The sequence below is a fragment of the Achromobacter sp. E1 genome (assembly GCF_037039475.1).
Classification (GTDB): domain Bacteria; phylum Pseudomonadota; class Gammaproteobacteria; order Burkholderiales; family Burkholderiaceae_B; genus Achromobacter; species Achromobacter mucicolens.
Genome location: NZ_CP146253.1, coordinates 1,876,378 through 1,896,931 on the forward strand (window position 1 = coordinate 1,876,378; position 20,554 = coordinate 1,896,931).

The following is a 20,554-nucleotide window of genomic DNA, read 5'->3' on the forward strand; positions in this document are numbered from 1 at the left end:
CAAAAGCGGAAAAACCCTTATTTTACGACGAGTTGCCGTCACCCCAGCACCGTCGTCCACAGTTCCCGCACCGCGGCGCGTTCCGGCTGGAGCTGATCGGGCGCCACGCGGGCCTTTTCCACGCCCTGCAAGCGCAACTGATGTTGCACACGCCGCAGGGTGCGGTAGGCGTCGCCCGACCGCGCCGCCAGCTCGGGCGGGATCAGCCCCACTTCGGCAGCCAGGCGCAGCAACGTGATGTTGCCCAGGTTGCGCACCAGCACAGGGTGCGTGCCCGCGTGGCACAGCACCAGATATTGCGTCACGAACTCCACGTCGACCATGCCGCCGCGGTCGTGCTTCAAGTCGAAGCGGTCCGAGGTGTTCGGATGGCCGGCATTGATCTTCTCGCGCATGGCCAGCACTTCGTCGCGCAGCGCCGCCGGGTCGCGCGGCAGCACCAGGATGTCCTCGCGGATCTTTTCAAAACGCGCACCCACGTTGGCGTCGCCAGCCGCGAAACGCGCGCGGGTCAGCGCCTGGTGTTCCCAGGCCCAGGCGTGCTTGTGCTGGTATTCCTCAAAGGCCTCGATCGATACCGCCAGCAGTCCCGCGTCGCCGTCGGGCCGCAGACGCAGGTCGGTCTCGTACAGCCGCCCCGACGAGGTCATGGTCGACAGCCAGGACGACATGCGCCGGCCCAGCTTGGCATAGACCTCCGCCGCGTCGTCGCGCGGGTCGTCGAACAGGAACACGAGGTCCAGGTCGGAGGCATAGCCCAACTCCTTGCCGCCCAGTTTGCCGTACGCAATGACGGCAAAGCGCGGCTCGGCGCCTTCGACTTTGTTCACGAGCGGCCAGGCGCGGCGGATGGTCTCGGTCAGCAGCAGGTCCGCCAGCGCCGATAACTGGTCGGCCAGCTTTTCAACGGTGAGCTCGCCTTCCAGGTCTTGCGCCAGCAGCTGGAAGCTGGCCTGGCGCTGCACGTCGCGCATCAGGTTCATCTGGCGTTCGACGTCGGGGTCGCCGTCCGGCAGGCGGCAAGCGTCCAGGTCCGCCGTCAGCTGCCGCGCGATCTGGCCGAAGTCGAGCGGTTCAAAGAGCGTGCGCCAGTCGATCAGGCTGTCGAGCAGCAATGGGTGTTGCGTCAGGTACTGCGCGGCCCAGGGGCTGGCGGCCACCATGCGCGCCACCCGTGCCAGCGTGTCCGGGTATTCGGCCAGCAGCGCCAGGTACGCGCTGCGCTGCGCAATCTTTTCGATCAGGTCGAAGAGCCGCACCGCGGCCTCGCGCGGGGCGGGCGTTTGCAGCGCGGCGCGCAGCGCGGCCGGAAGCAGGACCTCCATGCGGCGGCGGCTGCTTTCGGGCAGGCTGCGCACGCGGTGGCTGCCCGACAGCGTCTGGGCCCGGCGCAGCAGGTCGTCCGCGTCCTCGCCAAACGCCTGGCGGATCTGGTCGGTAAGCTCGCTTTCGCTGTCGGGTTCTTCCTGGCTGGACGGCGCCTCGCCCGGCGTGGGGGCAGGCGCCGCTTCTTCCTCGCCCATGCCCACCATGCGGAACACGTTGCGGAAGGTCTGCGACACGAAGTCGCGGTGCGCGGCCAGCGTGCTCTCGAATGCGTCGGGCGTCATCCCCAGCGCCTCGGCCAGGGCGGCGCGCAGGGCGGGGTCGCCGGGCAGCAGATGGGTCTGCTCGTCTTCGCGATATTGCAGCGCGTGCTCGGTGCGGCGCAGGAACCGGTAGGCCTCTTCAAGCCGGCGGGCGTCGTCTTGCGGCACCAGGCCGGCCACGCATTCGGCATGCAGCGCTTCCAGCAAGCCGCGCTTTTGCAGCGCCGGCATGCGTCCGCCGCGGATCAGCTGCGCCAGTTGCACCACGAACTCGATCTCGCGGATGCCGCCGTCGCCCAGCTTGATGTTGTTGGCGCTGTCGATGCCATTGCGCGCCGACGCGCGGCGCTGCCAGTCCTGGCGGATGCGTTCGCGCAGCGCGCGCAGCGCGGCCAGCGCATCGAAGTCAAAGTACTTGCGGTAGACGAAGGGCACGCGCAGGCTTTCCAGTTGGCGGGCCTGCGCGGCGCTGTCGCTGTCGTCGAAGGCTTGCGCCGGCATCAGGCGCGCCTTCAGCCACGCATAGCGCTCCCATTCGCGCCCCTGGCCGATCAGATAGTGCTCCAGCGCGTCCAGGCTCCAGGCCAACGGGCCGGCGTCGCCGTCCGGGCGCAGGCGCAGGTCGGTGCGGAACACCTGGCCGTTGGCGTCCACCTCGGACAGCACCGGCATCATGCGGCGCGTAAGGCGGCCGTAGAACTCGTGATGGCTGATGCGGCGGGGGCCGTCGGTTTCGCCTTCCTCGCCGTAGAGCATGATGAGGTCGATGTCGGACGACACGTTCAGCTCGCACCCGCCCAGCTTGCCCATGCCCACGATCAGCATTTCCTGGGGCTTGCCCGTGGCCGGGTCGCGCGGCACGCCGTGCACGGCCGCCAGTTCGGCGGCCACGCTGCGGTAGGCGGCTGCCACCGCCATGTCCGCCAGCGTGGTCATGGCGCCCACCACTTCTTCAAGCGGGGCCTGCCCGGACAGGTCGCGCACGATCAGCACGCTGAAAACGCGTTCGCGCAGCTTGCGCAGCACCATGCGGCAGACATCCACCGGCAAGGCGCCGGTCACGGCCGGGCCGGCCAGTTCGTTCTGCCATTGCGCCATCAACGCCGGTGTGACGGGTTGTTTCACCGCCTCGCCCAGCCACGCGGCCAGATCCGGGTGAGCGTCCAGACGGCGGCGCAGATGGCCGGACCAGGCGAGGGCAGGGGCGATAAGTGATGGTTTCGACATGGTGCAAAGGGCGGCAGACGGATGGACGTGTTTCAGGTATAAGTGGGGACGATACTGCAAGACATCTCCTCCTGCCCACTGATCCGTGTCTGTTCCAAAAAAAGTGCTCCGCAGCCTGTTCTGGGCCGCGCTGACCGTCTATGGCGTTGTCGCCATCGGGTTTCTGGGCGTGCGCTATTGGGTCCTCCCGCGGGTGGATCAGTGGCGCCCTCAGATTGAAGCCTACGCCAGCCAGGCGTTGGGCGCCCGCGTAACGATCGGCGCGATCAAGGCCAACTGGCAAGGGCTCAATCCCCGGCTCGATCTCGCCGCGGTCCAGGTCTACGACGACGAGACGGATCCGGTATTGAGCCTGCCGTCCGTGTCCGCGGTCGTGGCGTGGCGCAGCATCCTGTCCCTGTCGCCCACCCTGGTGCGGCTGCGGCTCGAAAAGCCGGAACTGACGCTGCGGCGGGACACGTCAAACCATCTGTGGGTCGCTGGCCAGAATATCGACCTGAATACCAGCGACCACGCTTCCGATCTGAACCATCCCGGTCTGCGCTGGCTGGCGGCGCAGCGCGAGCTGCTGGTCAGCGACGCAACGCTGCGCTGGCAGGACGAATTGCGCCAGGCGCCCGAGCTTACGTTGGAAGGCGTCGACTTCCTGGTGCGCAACGGCAGCCTCTCGCATCGGTTCGTGCTGCAGGCATCCGCGGGGCCGGCGCTGGCCCACAAACTGGAGCTGCGCGGCGAGTTCAACCGCAGCCTGTTTGCCGCCGACGCCAAGAAGCCCGCCAACTGGAGTGGCCAGATCTTTGCCCAGGTCGATGACGTGGAGCCGCTGGCCTGGGCGCCCTGGATCGACGTGCCCCGGGTAGCCGGCCGCATCGCCGCGCGCGCGTGGTGGCAGCTCGACCACGGCAAGTTGACCAAATTGACGAGCGACGTCGCGGCGCGCGGCGTGTCCTGGCGCGCGTCGCCGGACGGACCCGCCTTTCAGGGCGGTTCGGGCCAGTTGCGCATTGCCGCGCTGCCGGGCGATTTCGTGACGATCGATGGCCTGCCGATGGCGCGCAGCCCCGGCGCGGCCGACGTGACGGTCAAGGGCGCGGTGCACCAGTTGCGCGTGACCCTGCCGGGCGTCTTCGAGACGCCGACGCTGCGGGCCGACGACCTGGAGCTCGACGCCCAGGTCAAGGGGCCTGATGCGGACAACTGGTTCGTGGACGTGGCCCAGATGCGTCTGGCCAATGAAGACATGGATGTGCGTCTGCAAGGCCAGTGGCGCAAAGAGGGCAAGACCGCGGCGGGCAGCGCCGACGTGCGCGGCACGATGGTGCGCGGGTCGATGCCCGCCATTCACCGTTATCTGCCGCTCGAGGTGAACGCCGACGCCCGTGAATGGCTGGCGACCGGTTTGCCTGCCGGCCAGATGCATTCGGCGGCCATCACGCTCAAGGGGGATCTGGACGACTTCCCGTTCGGCGCGCCGGGCGCCACCGGCGAATTCGTCATCGCCGGCGCGTATTCCGGCGCGAAGGTCGACTACGCGCCGGCGGGCGAGAATCGCAAGGGCTGGCCGATGCTGGAAAACCTGTCGGGCAGTTTCCGCATCGACAAGGTGAGCCTGGCGCTGGACAGCGCGGGCGGCGCGGTGGCGCACACCGGCAAGGGGCACACCGTCACGTTGGGCGCCGTGAAGGCGGCCATTCCCAATATGGAGCATGACTCGGAACTGCGAGTCACCGGCGACACCTCGGGGCCGGTGGCGGCCTATCTGGCGCTGGCCGCGAATTCTCCGTTGGGCGAACTGCTGGACGGTGCCCTGGACGAGGCCCAGGGCACCGGCGACTGGCGCATGCCGCTCGATCTGAAGGTGCCGCTGCTCAATACCGATGACACTCAGGTCCAGGGGCGTATCCGCTTCTCGGACAATTCCTTCACCTTCATGCCCGAGATCCCGCCGCTCAGCCAGATCCACGGCGACCTGGAGTTTTCAGAAAAGGGCGTGCAGACCAAGGGCATCCGGGCGCAATTCCTGGGCGGACCCGTCAACATCTACGGCACGCTGGCGCAGGGCACGGACGCGCTGCATTTTGACGGCACCCTGTCGGGGCCCGGGCTGGCGCAGTTGAGCCGCGCCGCATCGATGTCGCGTTTCACCGGCCGCGCAGCCTACAAGGGCCGGCTGCTCTACCTGAAGGGCGGCGCCATCGACATATCGGCCGAGTCCGACCTGGTTGGCATGGCGATCGACATGCCGGCGCCCGCCGGCAAGCCGGCCAAGTCCGCGCAATTGCTGAAGCTGCAATGGTCGCCGGCGCAGGACCGCGGCGCCCGCGACCGGCGCTGGCTGACGGCCAGCCTGGGCGATAACGTCAACGCCTTGTTCGAACGGGACCCCGCCGAGGGCTCGGCCGCCTACTTTTCGCGCGGCGCGCTGGGCATCGGGCGGCCGGCCAGCCTGCCGGAGCGCGGGCTGAGCCTTAACGCCAGCCTGCCCGAACTGGACATGGACGCCTGGGATGCCGTCTCCGAGGGATTCAACGTGGCGCCCGCGAAAGGCCGGCCGCCTTCCAAGCCCATCCTGCCGCAGCCCGAGCGCATCAGTCTGGCTGCCGGCGCGCTGCACACCAGCGGCTACACCCTCAATGACCTGACGCTGTATGCCACGCGCCCTGCGCCGGCGCGCTGGCGCGTCGAACTGGAATCGCGGCAGGCCGCAGGCACGCTGGAATGGCGCGAGGCGCAGGGCGCCATCGCCGGGCAGATCACCGCCCGCCTGAAGCATCTGTCCATTGCGGGCGAGGGCGACTCCAACCAGGCCGACAAGGCGCTGGCCTCCGGCAACGACCTGTCCGACATTCCCGCGATCGATCTGCAGGCCAATCAATTCTTGTTGTATGGCAAGAACCTGGGGGCGCTGCAGGTGACGGGCACCAACCTGGAGCGGGGGCGGCAATGGCGGCTGGACAAGCTGGCCATCACCAATGATTCGGCGGCCCTGAACGCCACGGGCAATTGGGGGCTTGAAGGGCCGAACCGGGGGCTGACCGTCGATGCCGTGCTCAAGCTGGAAAACGTCGGCGACTTCATGAGCCGGATCGGCTTTGAGAACGTCGTGTCCAACGGCAAGGGAACGATCCAGGGCAAGGCGACCTGGCGCAACCTGCCGTGGACGCACGATATCGCCGACGTGGTGGGCGATGTGGTCGTCAGTCTGGACAACGGCCGCTTCATGCACGTGAACTCCCGCACGGCGCGGCTGTTGGAGCTGCTGTCGCTGCAGTCGCTGCAGCGGCTGGCGCGGCTGGACGTCAATCCCACGAACCTGCTGCGGGACGGGTTTCCGTTCGACACCATCCGCGGCAACGTCAAGGTGGCCGACGGCACGCTGAATACCGAAGGCTACAAGATCAACGGTCCGGTGGCCGCAATCGTACTGGCGGGCGGCGTGAACCTCGTCAAGGAACGCTGGGACATGAAGGCGGTGGTAATTCCCAATCTGGACGCCAGCGGCGCGGCAATGGTCACCGCGCTGGCGGTCAACCCGCTGATCGGTCTGGGCGCGTTCGTCACGCAGTGGCTCCTCAAGCAGCCGCTGGCGCGCGCGATGACGATGGAATACGCCGTCACGGGAAGCTGGGACGACCCGCGCATCGAACCCATCGACGCCTCGGGCAAGGAACCGGACAAGCAGACGCCCCGGCCGGCCAATTCCTCGCCGCGCCGGATGCCGGAGTTCATCGAGCACTGAGCTGCCGCGGGAAGCTTCGCAGGTGTCTGACACCCACCGAGATGCCATTGCAGGCTGACGACGATCTCCGCCGGGTGTCAGACACCGTCCGAGCTGCCGCCGACGCAGGACGGGACAGCCACCCAAGAAAAAGCCGCCTCGAAGGCGGCTTTTTCGTGGGCGCGGACGGTGCGCTTACTTCTTCTTCATCATGTCGAAGAATTCGGCGTTGGTCTTGGTGGCGCGCATCTTGTCCAGGATGAATTCCATGGACTGGACTTCGTCCATGTCGTGAATGAACTTGCGCAGCACCCACACCTTCTGGAGCAGGTCGGGGGCGATCAGCAGCTCTTCGCGGCGGGTGCCCGACTTGTTCAGGTTGATGGACGGGTAGACGCGCTTTTCGGCCAGGCGGCGTTCGAGGTGGACTTCGGAGTTGCCGGTGCCCTTGAATTCTTCATAGATGACTTCATCCATGCGGCTGCCGGTTTCGATCAGCGCGGTGCCCAGGATGGTGAGCGAGCCGCCTTCTTCCAGGTTGCGCGCCGCGCCGAAGAAGCGCTTGGGGCGCTGCAGGGCGTTGGCGTCCACGCCGCCGGTCAGCACCTTGCCGGAGGCCGGCACGACGGTGTTGTAGGCGCGGGCCAGACGGGTGATCGAGTCCAGCAGGATCACGACGTCCTTCTTCATTTCGACCAGGCGCTTGGCCTTTTCGATGACCATTTCGGCCACTTGCACGTGACGGGTGGCGGGCTCGTCGAAGGTCGAGGCCACGACTTCACCGCGCACCGTGCGCTGCATTTCGGTCACTTCTTCCGGGCGTTCGTCGACCAGCAGGACGATCATGACCGCGTCGGGGTAGTTGGTGGTGATGGCGTGCGCAATGTGCTGCATCATCACCGTCTTGCCGGACTTGGGGCTGGCGACGATCAGGCCGCGCTGGCCCATGCCGATCGGGGCGAAGACGTCGAGGATCCGGCCAGTGAGGTTTTCCTCGCTCTTGATGTCGCGTTCCAGGCGGATGACGCGATTCGGGTGCAGCGGCGTCAGGTTCTCGAACATGATGCGATGCTTGATCGCCTCGGGCGCCACGCCGTTGACCTTGTCCACCTTCACCAGGGCAAAGTAGCGCTCGCCATCCTTGGGGGTGCGCACTTCGCCTTCGATGGAGTCGCCGGTGTGCAGATTGAAGCGGCGGATCTGCGACGGAGAAATGTAGATGTCGTCGGTGCTGGCCAGATACGAGGTTTCCGGCGAGCGCAGGAAACCGAAGCCGTCGGGCAGGACTTCAAGAACGCCGTCGCCGAAGATCTGCTCGCCTTGCTTGGCGCGCCGCTTCATGATGGCGAACATCAGTTCCTGCTTGCGCAGGCGGTTGGCGTTTTCGATTTCCAGGCCAGCGGCCATTTCGAGCAGCTGCGAGACGTGCAGCGCCTTCAGTTCGTTGAGGTGCATCGCGGTGGGTGTTGGGGGAAAAGTAAAGGAGGGCTCTGGCGGCGCGCCACGGACGGGCTCGCGCGGTACTGAATGAGCGCCGCCTATGCGGCGGCGCCCTCGGTTACAGCACGCGATTTACAACGCGCCGTCCAGGAATGCGGTGAGTTGCGACTTCGACAGCGCGCCAACCTTGGTGGCGGCAGCCTGGCCGTCTTTAAAGAGCATAAGGGTGGGAATGCCGCGGATGCCGTACTTGGTGGCCGTGCCCTGATTTTCATCCACGTTCAGCTTGGCGATCGTCAAGCGGCCTGCGTACTCGGCGGCGACTTCTTCCAGGATGGGGGCGATCATCTTGCAGGGGCCACACCAGGCAGCCCAGTAGTCCACCAGCACCGGCTGGCCGGATTTCAACACATCGGCATCGAAGCTGGCGTCACTGACGTTCTTGATTTGGTCGCTCATGATGGTGATTCTCGGTTCGGCAGCAAAAGGCGCGTTAAGACGCGCCTTGCCGTTGTTCTTGTTTGTGGAATGGACTCAAGCATACCACTGTCAATAACAACAGGCATACCACTGTTAATAACAACAGGGTTTGCAGGAATTTGTGTAGGATGTTGCGGCGCAGCTGTCGCGATCCGGGCGGTCAAAGTCCGGAACGGCGGTTGTGACTGTCATCATCCTACCGAAATCGGACCTGGTCAGGTCGTGCGCATCCCACCCGGAGCCGCGCAGAATCTAGGCTTGTCCGTAAAATGTCGGTTTTTTTCCACAGATGTTGGGGATAACTTGGCCACTCCACGTTACAACGAGGCGTCCATCCGCGTCCTGAAGGGGCTGGAACCCGTGCGGCAGCGCCCGGGCATGTACACCCGCACCGAAAACCCCCTGCACGTCGTGCAGGAGGTCATCGATAACGCCGCAGACGAGGCGCTGGCCGGCTACGGCAAACAGATCCAGGTCACGCTGCACGCCGATGGCAGCGTGTCCGTCGAAGACGACGGCCGCGGCATTCCCGTCGGCCTGCATCCCGAAGAAAACGCGCCCGTCGTCGAACTCGTGTTCACGCGCCTGCACGCGGGCGGCAAATTCGACAAGGCCGGCGGCGGCGCGTACGCCTTCTCCGGCGGCCTGCACGGTGTCGGCGTGTCCGTCACCAACGCGCTGGCCACCCGCCTGGAAGTCGTCGTCTGGCGCGACAACGCCGTGAGCCGCCTGGTGTTCAAGGGCGGCGACGTCGCCGAGCCCCTGGCGCCTTACGACCAGGGCGGCCGCAAGAAGTCCGGCACCCGCGTGCGCGTCTGGCCGGACGCCAAGTATTTCGACAGCCCCAACATTCCGTTGGGCGAGCTTACCCACCTCTTGCGCAGCAAGGCCGTGCTGCTGCCGGGGGTGAAGGTCACGCTCGTCAACGAGAAAACCGGGGACACCAAGACCTGGCAGTACCAGGACGGCCTGCGCGGCTACCTGGCCGAGGCCCTGGCGGGCGCCGAACTGATGGTGCCGTTCTTCGAAGGCGCGCAATACGCCGGCGCCGACCACGAAAACTTCGCCGAGGGCGAGGGCGCCCAATGGGTCGTGGCCTGGACCGAGGACGGCAACGCGGTACGCGAGTCCTACGTCAACCTCATTCCCACGCCGGCTGGCGGCACGCACGAGTCCGGCCTGCGCGAAGGCCTGTTCGGCGCCGTGAAGGGGTTTGCCGAGCTGCACAGCCTGCTGCCCAAGGGCGTGAAGCTGCTGCCCGAAGACGTATTTGCCCGCGCCAGCTTCGTGCTGTCAGCCAAGGTGCTCGATCCGCAATTCCAGGGCCAGATCAAGGAACGCCTGAACAGCCGCGACGCCGTGCGCCTGGTGGGCGGGTTCTCCAAGAGCGCGCTCGATCTGTGGCTGCACAGCAATGTGGAATACGGCAAGAAGCTTGCCGAACTGGCAATCCGGCAGGCGCAGGCGCGCCAGCGCTCGGCCCAAAAGGTCGAAAAGCGCAAGAGTTCCGGCGTGGCGGTCCTGCCCGGCAAGCTGACCGACTGCGAGTCCAGCGATGCCACGCGCACCGAGGTATTCCTGGTCGAGGGCGATTCGGCCGGCGGCTCGGCCAAGATGGGCCGCGACAAGGAATTCCAGGCCATCCTGCCGCTGCGCGGCAAGGTGCTCAACTCCTGGGAAGTCGACCGCGACCGCCTCTTTGCCAACAACGAGATCCACGACATTTCCGTCGCCATCGGCGTGGATCCGCACGGTCCCAACGATACGCCCGACCTGTCCGGCCTGCGCTACGGCCGCATCTGCATCCTGTCGGACGCGGACGTCGACGGCTCGCACATTCAGGTGCTGTTGCTGACGCTGTTCTACCGCCACTTTCCCAAGCTCGTCGAGGCCGGCAACGTCTACGTCGCCAAGCCGCCGCTGTTCCGTCTGGACGTGCCGGCGCAGGGCAAGCGTCCCGCCCGCAAGATCTACTGTCTTGACGAAGGCGAGCTCGAGGCCGCGCAGGACAAGCTGCGCAAGGAAGGCGTGCGCGAAGGCGCGTGGGCCGTCAGCCGGTTCAAGGGCCTGGGCGAAATGAACCCCGAGCAGTTGTGGGAAACCACCATGAATCCGGACACGCGCCGCCTGCTGCCGGTGGGCTATGGCGACCAGACGCCCGACGACACCACCCGCATGTTCGACATGCTGATGGGCAAGGGCGAGTCCTCGCAACGCCGCGCGTGGATCGAGGAAAAGGGCAACCTGGCGGAGCTCGACATCTGATGACCGCGACCGTGCCCGGGCAAGCCCGCATGGTCGTCGACCTGACCGCCGACGACTACGCGGATTTCGCCGCCTATGTGTACAAACGGCCGGAACTGCGCCGCCGCCGATACCGGTCCCATCTGCGCTTCGGCGTCCTGATGATCGTGGCCTTGCTCGCCTACCTGATCTGGCAGACCTGGGACGGCAAGGGGCCGAACTGGGGCGCGCTGCTGCCGGTGTATTTCCAGGGCCTGGCGGTGGGCCTGGGCATCCTCGCGTTGCTGGCCCTGGCGTACGAATATGTGCTGCCCGGCCTCGTGAAGATGAACACGCGCCGCATGCTGGCCAAGCAGCCCGACACCCTTTACCTGGGGCGGCACGAGCTGGACTTCGGGCCGGACGGCGTCACGGACACCACTGCCACCGCCTCCGGGCACATGGCGTGGTCCGACGTGCGGCGGGTCGAGGAAACCCCCGAACACCTCTACGTCATCCTGGGCACGTTGCAAGGCGTGATCATCCCCAAGCGCGGGCAGGACGCCTCCACGCTGCAGGCCGTGCGCACCCAGATGCGCGCGCATGTCGCCGACACGCAGTTTTTGGCCCCGTCCGCCTGAGGCGCATTGACGCCGTTTCGATGAAATTGTCTACCTGAATACAACATGACCGACACCAATCAACCCGGCCTGTTCGACTCCAATCCGCCCGGCGGCGACGGCGATGGCAACGCCGCCATCACGCTGGCGCGCTACGCGGAGCAGGCCTATCTGGACTACGCGGTGTCCGTGGTGCGCGGCCGCGCGCTGCCCGACGTGGGCGACGGGCAGAAGCCCGTGCAGCGCCGCATCCTTTTCGCCATGCAGGCGATGGGGCTGGGCTCCGGCGCCAAGCCTGTCAAATCGGCGCGCGTCGTGGGCGACGTGCTCGGTAAGTACCATCCGCACGGCGACCAGGCGGCGTACGACGCCATGGTCCGCATGGCGCAGGACTTTTCGCTGCGCTATCCGCTGATCGACGGCCAGGGCAACTTCGGTTCGCGCGATGGCGACAACGCCGCCGCCATGCGTTACACGGAAGCGCGCCTCACGCCGATCGCCAAGCTGCTGCTCGACGAGCTGGACGAGGGCACGGTGGATTTCGTGCCCAACTACGACGGCAGCCAGCAAGAGCCGCAGATGCTGCCGGCGCGCCTGCCCGTGATGCTGCTGAACGGCGCCTCGGGCATCGCCGTGGGCATGGCCACCGAGATCCCCCCGCACAACCTGCGCGAAGTCGCGCAGGCCTGCGTGGCGCTCATCAAGCAGCCGCAGTTGCCCGACGAAGAACTGTACGCCATGATCCCCGGCCCGGACTTCGCGGGCGGCGGCCAGATCATCACCCCGGCGGCCGACATCGCGCAGATCTACAGTGTGGGCCGCGGGTCCCTGAAAGTGCGCGCGCGCTGGCAGTTCGAGGAACTGGCGCGTGGCCAGTGGCAACTGGTCGTCAACGAGCTGCCGCCCGGCACCTCGGGGCAGAAGGTGCTGGAAGAAATCGAGGAAATCACCAATCCCAAGGTCAAGACGGGCAAGAAGAGCCTGACCCCGGAGCAGACGCAGGCCAAGGCGGTCATGCTGAACCTGCTGGATGCGGTGCGCGACGAATCCGGCAAGGACGCCGCCGTTCGTCTGGTCTTCGAACCCAAGACCTCGCGGGTCGACCGCGACGAATTCGTCAACACGTTGCTGGCGCAGACCAGCATGGAAGGCAGCGCCAGCGTCAACCTGGTGTGCATCGGCACCGACGGCCGTCCGCGCCAGAAGGGGCTGCGCGACATTCTGGTCGAATGGCTGGCGTTCCGAACCAACACCGTGGTGCGCCGCACGCGCTTCCGCCTGGACAAGGTCATTGACCGCATCCACGTGCTGGAAGGGCGCATGGTCGTCTACCTGAACGTGGACGAGGTCATCCAGACGATCCGAGAATCCGACGAGCCCCGCGCCGCGTTGATGCAACGCTTCAAGCTGTCCGAACGGCAAGCCGAGGACATCCTCGAAATGCGTCTGCGCCAGCTGGCCCGCCTGGAAGGCTTCAAGATCGAGCAGGAACTGGCCGACAAGCGCAAGGAACAGGTCTCGCTGCAAGAACTTTTGGACAACCCCACAACGCTCAAGCGCCTGCTGGTCAAGGAAATCGAAGCCGACGCCAAGCAATATGGCGACGAGCGCCGCACGCTGATCGAGACGGCCGAGCGCGCCGTGCTTGAAACCAAGGTGCTGGACGAGCCTGTCACCGTGATCGTTTCGCAAAAGGGCTGGCTGCGGGCCCGTCAGGGCCATGGCCATGATGCCGCGCAATTCGGCTTCAAGCAGGGCGACGATCTGTACGGCGCCTTCGAGTGCCGCACCACCGACACGCTGATCGCGGTTGGCGACAACGGCCGGGTCTATTCCGTGCCGGTGTCCGGCCTGCCGTCGGCGCGTGGCGACGGCCAGCCGGTCACCACGATGATCGACCTGGAATCGGGCACGCGCATCGTCCACACGATCGCGGCCTCGGCCGACAGCCGCTGGCTGCTGGCAACGCGCGGCGGCTACGGGTTCGCGGCCAAGCTGTCCGACATGGTCAGCCGCCAGCGGGCCGGCAAGCAGTTCATCACCCTTGAGACGGGCGACGAACTGCTGCGTCCGGTGCCGTTGTTCGCCGGTGCCCAGCAACTGGCGCTGCTGTCGCAAAAGGGCAAGTTCCTGGTCTTCGGCCTGGACGAAGTGAAGTCCCTGGCGGGCGGCGGACGCGGCACCATCCTGATGGGGCTGGACGGCGCGGACAAGCTCGATCAGACCGTGCCGATCGGCACGTTGGGGCTGCGCGCCACCGGCATCTACCGCAACAAGATGACCGAGGACATCCTGGCGGGTGCGGACCTGGCGGTCTACGTCGGCAAGCGGGCCCGCAAGGGGCGCGCGCTGGACGTGCGGCCCAAGCAGCCGTTGCTGTCTCCGGTGCTGGGTTGAGGCCTGCCCGCCGCCTGACGCAGCAAAGGCCCGGCGGCGCGCGCGTGTTGCGCCGGCGGCACGCGATCCGGGGGCGGGCATGACCGGCGGCCACGCCGTCCGGCCGCGGCTTGCCCACGTCGATGCCCTGCGCGGCTTTGCGCTCTTCGGCATCCTGGTGGTCAACATCGGCGTGTTCGCCTTTCCGTTCTATGGCGGGGGCGTGGCCGATCCGGTCTATTCGCGCCCGGTCGACGTGACGGTCCGCTGGCTGATCGCCTGGTTGTTCGAGACCAAGTTCTACCTGCTGTTTTCCTTCCTGTTCGGCTACAGCTTCACCCTGCAGATGACGGCCGCCGAACAGGCCGATGCCGCCTTCGCGCCGCGCTTTTTGCGCAGGCTGGCGGGGCTGGCTGTCCTGGGCTTTGCGCACGCCATCCTGTTCTACCAGGGCGACATCCTGGTGACCTATGCCCTGCTGGGCTTCGCGCTGCTGCTGTGCCGGCGCATGGATCCGGGCCGTGCGCTGCGCGTGGCGCTGTGGCTGATCGCGCTGGCGTCGGCGGTGTGGGCGATCCTGGGCGCACTGACATTCCTGGATCCGGCGCCCGCTGGATACGCCGCGCTGTACAAGGCCGAGGCGCTGGCCTCCATCGAGGCGTATCGCGGCACCATCGGCACCACGATCGCGCAGCACATCAAGGAGCTCACGGAAACCATCTGGTTCACCGTGCTGCTCGTGCAGGGGCCTTTCGTCTTTGCCATGTTCCTGGCCGGATATGCGCTGGGGCGGCGCAATGCGCTGGCGGACCCGTGGCGCTCGCGCCGCGCGCTTGGGCTGCTCTGCGCGCTGGGCCTCTTGCCGGGACTGGCCGGCGCCGCGGCCTACGCGACCAGCGCATTGCCGCAGGCGCGCGTGGTGTGGGAACTGCCGGGATTGGCCGTGGGCCTTTTCACAGCGCCGCTCTTGAGCCTGTCGTACGGTGCGGCGTTCCTGCTGGCGCTGCGCACGGGGCCGGGCGAGCGCATGGGGGCGTGGCTGGCGCCGGCGGGACGGATGGCGCTGAGCAATTACCTGATGCAGTCGGTCGTCTGCGCATTCCTCTTCACGGCCTGGGGCTTGCGGCTGTATGCCGCCGTGCCGCCCCTGGCCGCATTCCTGGTCGCGGTGGCCATCTTTGCCGCCCAGCTGCCGCTGTCCGCATGGTGGTTGCGGCGCCACGCCTACGGACCCGTCGAATGGTTCCTGCGCGCGCTCACGATCGGTGCCTGGCCCCCCTGGCGCCGAGCGGCGCCAGGCTGACCGAACCTGCGCAAAGCGGGTCTTTCGATCCCGCTTCAACGGCTGGCGTCTAATCGCCCGATTGCGCGATGGCGGCGTCGATGGCGCCGGTCAACCGTTCGGTCAGTTGGTCCAGTTCGTCCTCGGAAATGATGAAGGGCGGCGCAAGCAGCACGTGATCGCCCTGGCGGCCGTCGATCGTGCCGCCCATGGGATAGACCATCAGCCCCCGCGCCATGGCCTCGCGCTTGATCCGCGCATGCAGCGCCAGATCGGGATCGAAGGTCTGTTTGGTGGCGCGGTCCCGAACCAGTTCCACGCCCATGAAAAGGCCCCGGCCACGGATGTCCCCGACGTGGGGATGGTCGCCCAGCGCCTCCTGCCGCCGCTGCGCAAGGCCTGCGCCCATCACCCGCACCCGCTCCAGCAGCCCGTCGCGCCGGATCACGTCCTGCACCGCCAGCGAGGCCGCGCAGGCCAGCGCATGGCCAAGATAGGTGTGGCCGTGCTGGAAGAAGCCGCTGCCTTGCTGCATGGCCTGCACGATGTGCTGCTGCGCCATGACCGCGCCGATGGGCTGGTAGCCGCCGCCCAGGCCCTTGGCAATGGTGATGAGATCCGGCGTCACGCCTTCTTGTTCGACGGCGTACAGGGTGCCGGTCCGGCCCATGCCGCACATGACCTCGTCGGCGATGAACAGCACGCCGTGACGGTCGCAGACCTCGCGGATCCGGCGGAAATAGCCGGGCACGGCCGTCACTGCGCCGGACGTGGCGCCCACCACGGGTTCCGCCACGAATGCCATCACCGAGTCGGGGCCAAGGCGCTGGATGGCCGCTTCCAGTTCCTCGCCCAGCCGTTCGCCGTACTGCTCGGCGGTTTCGCCGCTGTGCTGGTCGCGATAGGCATAGCAGGGCGACACGTGTTCGACCTCGATGAGCAGCGGCGCGAACTGCGCGCGCCGCCAGGCATTGCCCCCAACCGCCAGCGCGCCCAGCGTATTGCCGTGATAGCTCTGCCGCCGCGCGATGATGTGGCGGCGCTGCGGCTGGCCGATTTCGACGAAATACTGGCGCGCCATCTTCAGCGCCGCTTCCACCGCTTCTGATCCGCCGGACACGAAGTAGGCATGCGATGTGCCTGCCGGGGCGTCGGCCACGAGCCGGGCCGCCAGCTTTTCCGCGACCTCGGTCGTAAAGAAGCTGGTGTGGGCATAGGCCAGCGCGTCCACCTGCGCGTGCAGCGCGGCCTGGACGTCGGGGTGGTTGTGCCCCAGGCACGACACTGCCGCGCCGCCAGAGCCGTCTAGATACGCGCGGCCGGCGCTGTCATGGATCCAGACACCCTGGCCGCGCACGGCGACGGCAGGCGTATGGCGAAGGGAGCGATGCAGGACGCGGGTTTGGCTCATGCTGCGAAGTTCCTGGGTCAGGTTGAGGAGGTTGCCGGCCCGAAGGCCCGGCCCGGGCGGCGCGCGGGCGCGCCATTCCAGTAAACGTTGTCGGCTTGCAGGCGCTGTTCCACCTCGGCCAGCCTGTCCAGCACGGCCTGGCCGCCGCGGGCCGTCAGGCGGGCGATCAGGTGTTCGGCCAGCCCCAAGAGCCCGGCCGTCGTATGAAAGAACGAGCCCGGCCCCTGGCGCGCGGGCTGCGCGCGCACGCCGTCGCGGTCGGGCGGGGCAAACCGCAGGGTGTGGCTGGCGTCCAGCGCCAGCGGCGAGAGCGGATCGTCGGTCAGCGCCACCAGCGCCACACCGCGCTGGGCCGCCTGGCGCGCGAGCTGGACGGTGGCCGTGGGATAGGGCGCCTGCGAGATGACGATCAGCGCATCGCCCGCGCAGAGGTTGTCCGCCTGCTCGGCGGGCGCGCCGCCCAGCCCGTCAATGAGGACGCTGTTGCGTCGCACGAGCTGATAGGCATATCGCATCTGGAACGCGATGCCAAAGGCCGAGCGCGTTCCCAAAAAGCCGACCTGACGCGCATCCAGCAGGGTCTGCACGGCCGCGTCGAACGCTTGCGTCGAGTTCAGCGCGCAGACCGAGGACAGGGCCTGGACTTGGACGTCAGTCAACGTGCCCGGGCCCGGTTCCGGGTTGTCGCTTGACGCGGCCTGCAGGGCGGCGGCGCGGTCGCGCATTCCCGGCTCGTCGCGTCCCGCCAGCGCGTCCTGAAACGGCCGGCGGAAATCCTCGTAACTGGCGTAGCCCACCGCACGGGCCAATCGCAACATCGTGGCGGGCGCCACGCCCAACGCCTGTGCTTGCCGGCGCATCGACCACAGCCCCACCTGCGCGGGATTGGCCACCACCCACTGCGCCGCCCGCTGCAATTCGGGCGGCAGTTGTTCCAGCTTTTCCTGGAGGGCAGCGAGCAGGGAGGAGGGCAGGGGCATGAGAGAGCAGCGTCGTTCGTTCGCGTAAAAACATATGATAAATAAAACATCATGAACAAAACATATGTTTTTTATCCGGGTAAGACCTAGGGGCGACCGTGCGCTGAGCCGCATCCACGCTGGATCCGCCGCACGGCAAGTCCAGTCATAGTGCCGTCATCCTCGCCAAATCAGCGTTCATTTATTTACATCGTGCCGGCGTTTTTGTTTGACTCGAATAAATCGGGCGCATATCATTCGTGTAGAAATGATTTTGTCCGAACCCATCGCAACCCATGACTGACGCCGCGAATTCCGAAACATCTCAGCAGTACGACCTGCGCATTTTGCGAGCTCTGCGCCGCATCACGCGTTCGATCGCGCTGCATTCGCGACAGTTGTCCGCGGTCAGCCACATCACTGCCCCGCAGCTGATGTGCCTGCGCACCGTGATCGCCAATGGCCCCATGACGGCCACGGCGATCAGCCGCGAGATGCACGTCAGCCCCAGCACGGTGGTCGGCATCCTGGATCGGCTGGAAGACAAGGCGCTGATCCGCCGCGAGCGGGGCCGTGAAGACCGCCGCATCGTATTTGTCACCGCCACGGAGGCGGGACGTGAATTGGCGCAAGGCGCGCCGTCGCCGCTGCAAAAGCATCTGGCTGACGCGCTCAATGCCTTGCCGGAATTGGAACAGGCCACCATCACCCTGTCCCTGGAGCGCATCGTGACGCTCATGGAACAGGAAGGTCAGGCCGCAGTCGACACGCATGGAGACGTGTCGTCGCCCATCCTAGAAGTGCCCACGGGCGGGGCACCACCAGAATCAGGAATCGTCGCATGAAGAAAAACGAACTGGACACCCCCACACTCTCAAGTGCCGTGGCGCCGGCGGTCAGCGCGCAGACCCATACCATGCGTCTGCCCGACCGCAAAGACGGCGCCGCGATCCACCGCCTCATTTCCGAGTGCCCGCCACTCGACCTGAATTCCCTCTACGCGTACCTGCTCCTGTGCGAGCACTTTCGCGACACCTGCGTCCTGGCTGAAAGCGCCGGAGGACGTATCAACGGTTTTATTTCCGCCTATGTGGACCCGTCCCGCCCTGACGTTCTGTTCGTCTGGCAGGTTGCGGTGCACGCCCGCGCACGCGGCCAACGCCTTGGCCGCGCCATGCTCCGGGAACTCTTGCAGCGCAAGAACCTGGCGCATGTCCGCTATCTTGAAACCACGGTGGGGCCTGACAACCAGGCTTCGCGCCGCACCTTTGCCGGCTTGGCCGCCGAGGTGGGCGCCCACGTTTCCGAACAGCCGTTCTTCGACCGGCAATTGTTCGGCGGCGCGGATCACGACGACGAGATGCTCTTGAGGATAGGCCCGTTCGCCTTGCCATCCCCGTAGGGGTGGTACAGGCCTGACGGTCTTATCGGTTTACCGGGACGATTCTGCTGTCCGGGTGCGCTTGCCGCACCCGGGGGGATCAGGCCGTCCGTCAATTTATGAGATGAAAAGGGAGGATTAATCATGGACTTGAAGATCTTTGACCGTATGGAGTCTGAGGTGCGGGGCTACATCCGGTCGTTTCCCGTGATATTCAATCAGGCCCGGGGCTCGACGCTCATCGATGAGGATGGCGCCGAATACATCGACTTCTTCAGCGGCGCAGGCACGCTGAACTACGGCCACAACAATCCTGTTCTCAAGGAAAAGCTGCTGGAGTATGTGCAGGCGGACGGTGTCGTCCACGGCCTGGACATGGCCACCAGCGCGAAGAAGCGTTTCCTGGAGACGGTGGATCGCGTGCTGCTCAAGCCGCGCAACTGGCAATACACGCTGCAATTCACCGGCCCGACCGGCACCAACGCCGTCGAAGCCGCGCTGAAGATCGCGCGCCAGGTCAAGGGCCGTCCCAACGTGATCTCGTTCACGCACGGTTTTCACGGCGTGAGCGGCGGTTCGCTTGCCGCGACCGCCAACATGAAGTTCCGTGACGCCGCCGGCTACGCGCTGGGCAACACGACGTTCATGCCCTACGACGGATACTTCGGTCCGGACGTGGACACCATGGCCTACATGGAACGCATGCTGGAAGACCCGAGCAGCGGCATGGACAAGCCGGCCGCCGTCATCGTGGAAACGGTGCAGGGCGAGGGCGGCGTCAACGTGGCCACGCTGCGCTGGCTCAAGGAACTGGAAAAGCTGTGCAAGCGCCACGACATGCTGCTGATCGTGGACGACATCCAGGTCGGCTGCGGCCGTACCGGCACGTTCTTCAGCTTCGAGACCGCCGGCATCCGTCCGGACATCATCACGCTGTCCAAGTCGCTATCCGGTTTCGGCCTGCCGATGTCGCTGGTGCTGATGAAGCCCGAGCTGGACATCTGGAAGCCCGGCGCCCACAGCGGCACCTTCCGCGGCAACAACCTCGCGTTCGTCACCGCGACCCAGGCGCTGGAAACCTACTGGACCAACGCCGCGTTCACCGCTGATATCCAGCGCAAGGAACGCCTGGTGGGCGACTGGCTGGAAAACCTGGTGCACAGCTACCCCAATGCCGGCCTGTCGGCTCGCGGCCGTGGCCTGATCCAGGGGCTGGTTTCCAACGGCAATCCGGCGCTGTCCAACCGCATCGCCCAGTGCGCCTTCAAGAAGGGCGTCGTGATCGAAACGTCGGGCGCGCACGATGAAGTGCTCAAGCTGCTGCCCGCGCTGACGATCGAGGAAGAGCTGCTGGCCAAGGGCCTGGATCTGATCGAGGCCAGCGTGGCAGAAGCGCTGGCCGATGAGGGGCAGTCCGCCCGCATCCTGAAATTTGGAGGAAAACGTCAATGATCGTACGTAATGTCAAAGATGTGATCGGCACCGCCGACGAAGTCCGTACCGACACCTGGGTCAGCCGCCGCGTGCTGCTGAAGAAGGATGGCATGGGATTCTCGTTCCATGAGACCACCATTTTTCCGGGCGGCCGCACGCACATCCACTACAAGAACCACCTCGAGGCCGTGTGGTGCATCGAGGGCGACGGTTCGATCGAGACCATTGCCGACGGCAAGAAGTACGACCTGGGCCCCGGCGTGGTCTACGCCCTGAACGAACACGACGAGCACTGGCTGTGCGGCGGCAAGGAGCCGCTGCGCGTCATCTGCGTCTTCAACCCGCCGCTGACCGGCCAGGAAGTGCACGACAAGGAAGGTGTCTACGCGCTACCCGATGCGGTCGCGGCCTGAA

General features: G+C 66.4%; 14 protein-coding genes. 9 read left to right on the forward strand and 5 right to left on the reverse strand.

Going from position 1 to position 20,554, the window contains the following annotated elements; genetic code table 11:
• Positions 1-38: 38 nt before the first annotated feature.
• Positions 39-2,816, reverse strand: a complete 2,778-nt coding sequence (gene glnE / locus V6V88_RS08590; protein WP_223574895.1) for a bifunctional [glutamate--ammonia ligase]-adenylyl-L-tyrosine phosphorylase/[glutamate--ammonia-ligase] adenylyltransferase — start codon at positions 2,814-2,816, stop codon at positions 39-41.
• 103 nt (positions 2,817-2,919) lie between these two features.
• Here glnE and V6V88_RS08595 point away from each other — a divergent pair, with 103 nt between their 5' ends.
• Positions 2,920-6,555 (forward strand): YhdP family protein, encoded by a 3,636-nt coding sequence (locus V6V88_RS08595; RefSeq protein ID WP_223574897.1) that lies wholly within the window; start codon positions 2,920-2,922, stop codon positions 6,553-6,555.
• Positions 6,556-6,729: 174 nt separating this feature from the next.
• Here V6V88_RS08595 and rho read toward each other — a convergent pair whose 3' ends face one another.
• Together rho and trxA are read right to left on the reverse strand one after the other, a co-directional pair.
• Positions 6,730-7,989, reverse strand: a complete 1,260-nt coding sequence (rho, locus tag V6V88_RS08600) for a transcription termination factor Rho (RefSeq protein WP_043541410.1) — start codon at positions 7,987-7,989, stop codon at positions 6,730-6,732.
• A 117-nt stretch (positions 7,990-8,106) separates the two neighbouring features.
• Positions 8,107-8,433, reverse strand: a complete 327-nt coding sequence (gene trxA, locus V6V88_RS08605; protein ID WP_056315616.1) for a thioredoxin TrxA — start codon at positions 8,431-8,433, stop codon at positions 8,107-8,109.
• Between the two features lie 324 nt (positions 8,434-8,757).
• Here trxA and V6V88_RS08610 point away from each other — a divergent pair, with 324 nt between their 5' ends.
• From V6V88_RS08610 to V6V88_RS08625, 4 genes are all read left to right on the forward strand, one after another.
• Positions 8,758-10,719 carry a DNA topoisomerase IV subunit B gene (locus V6V88_RS08610; RefSeq protein WP_056315617.1) on the forward strand — a complete coding sequence of 654 codons (1,962 nt, stop codon included), beginning with the start codon at positions 8,758-8,760 and terminating at the stop codon, positions 10,717-10,719.
• Positions 10,719-11,318 carry a YcxB family protein gene (locus V6V88_RS08615; protein WP_056315620.1) on the forward strand — a complete coding sequence of 200 codons (600 nt, stop codon included), beginning with the start codon at positions 10,719-10,721 and terminating at the stop codon, positions 11,316-11,318. The genes V6V88_RS08610 and V6V88_RS08615 overlap by 1 nt, the downstream gene beginning before the upstream one ends.
• Before the next feature lie 45 nt (positions 11,319-11,363).
• Positions 11,364-13,694, forward strand: coding sequence for a DNA topoisomerase IV subunit A (gene parC / locus V6V88_RS08620; RefSeq protein ID WP_128827925.1), 2,331 nt, complete (start codon positions 11,364-11,366; stop codon positions 13,692-13,694).
• Positions 13,695-13,773: 79 nt separating this feature from the next.
• Positions 13,774-14,976: a DUF418 domain-containing protein gene (locus V6V88_RS08625; RefSeq protein WP_142049728.1), complete on the forward strand. Its 1,203-nt coding sequence runs from the start codon at positions 13,774-13,776 to the stop codon at positions 14,974-14,976.
• A gap of 49 nt (positions 14,977-15,025) precedes the next feature.
• On the opposite strand, the gene V6V88_RS08630 is transcribed toward V6V88_RS08625, so the two are convergent.
• Positions 15,026-16,366, reverse strand: a complete 1,341-nt coding sequence (locus V6V88_RS08630; protein ID WP_338618839.1) for an aspartate aminotransferase family protein — start codon at positions 16,364-16,366, stop codon at positions 15,026-15,028.
• A gap of 17 nt (positions 16,367-16,383) precedes the next feature.
• Complete coding sequence (locus V6V88_RS08635) at positions 16,384-17,346, reverse strand: MurR/RpiR family transcriptional regulator (RefSeq protein WP_338618843.1); 963 nt, start codon at positions 17,344-17,346, stop codon at positions 16,384-16,386.
• Between the two features lie 275 nt (positions 17,347-17,621).
• Here V6V88_RS08635 and V6V88_RS08640 point away from each other — a divergent pair, with 275 nt between their 5' ends.
• From V6V88_RS08640 to V6V88_RS08655, 4 genes are all read left to right on the forward strand, one after another.
• Positions 17,622-18,170 carry a MarR family transcriptional regulator gene (locus V6V88_RS08640; protein WP_175236487.1) on the forward strand — a complete coding sequence of 183 codons (549 nt, stop codon included), beginning with the start codon at positions 17,622-17,624 and terminating at the stop codon, positions 18,168-18,170.
• The gene (gene ectA / locus V6V88_RS08645; protein ID WP_056315633.1) at positions 18,167-18,727 is read left to right on the forward strand and encodes a diaminobutyrate acetyltransferase; all 561 of its coding nucleotides are present in this window, start codon (positions 18,167-18,169) and stop codon (positions 18,725-18,727) included. Before V6V88_RS08640 ends, ectA begins: the two co-directional genes overlap by 4 nt.
• A gap of 123 nt (positions 18,728-18,850) precedes the next feature.
• On the forward strand, positions 18,851-20,158 hold the full coding sequence (gene ectB, locus V6V88_RS08650; RefSeq protein WP_128827927.1) for a diaminobutyrate--2-oxoglutarate transaminase: 1,308 nt from the start codon (positions 18,851-18,853) through the stop codon (positions 20,156-20,158).
• Positions 20,155-20,553: an ectoine synthase gene (locus tag V6V88_RS08655; protein ID WP_008165124.1), complete on the forward strand. Its 399-nt coding sequence runs from the start codon at positions 20,155-20,157 to the stop codon at positions 20,551-20,553. The genes ectB and V6V88_RS08655 overlap by 4 nt, the downstream gene beginning before the upstream one ends.
• Position 20,554: the final 1 nt, after the last annotated feature.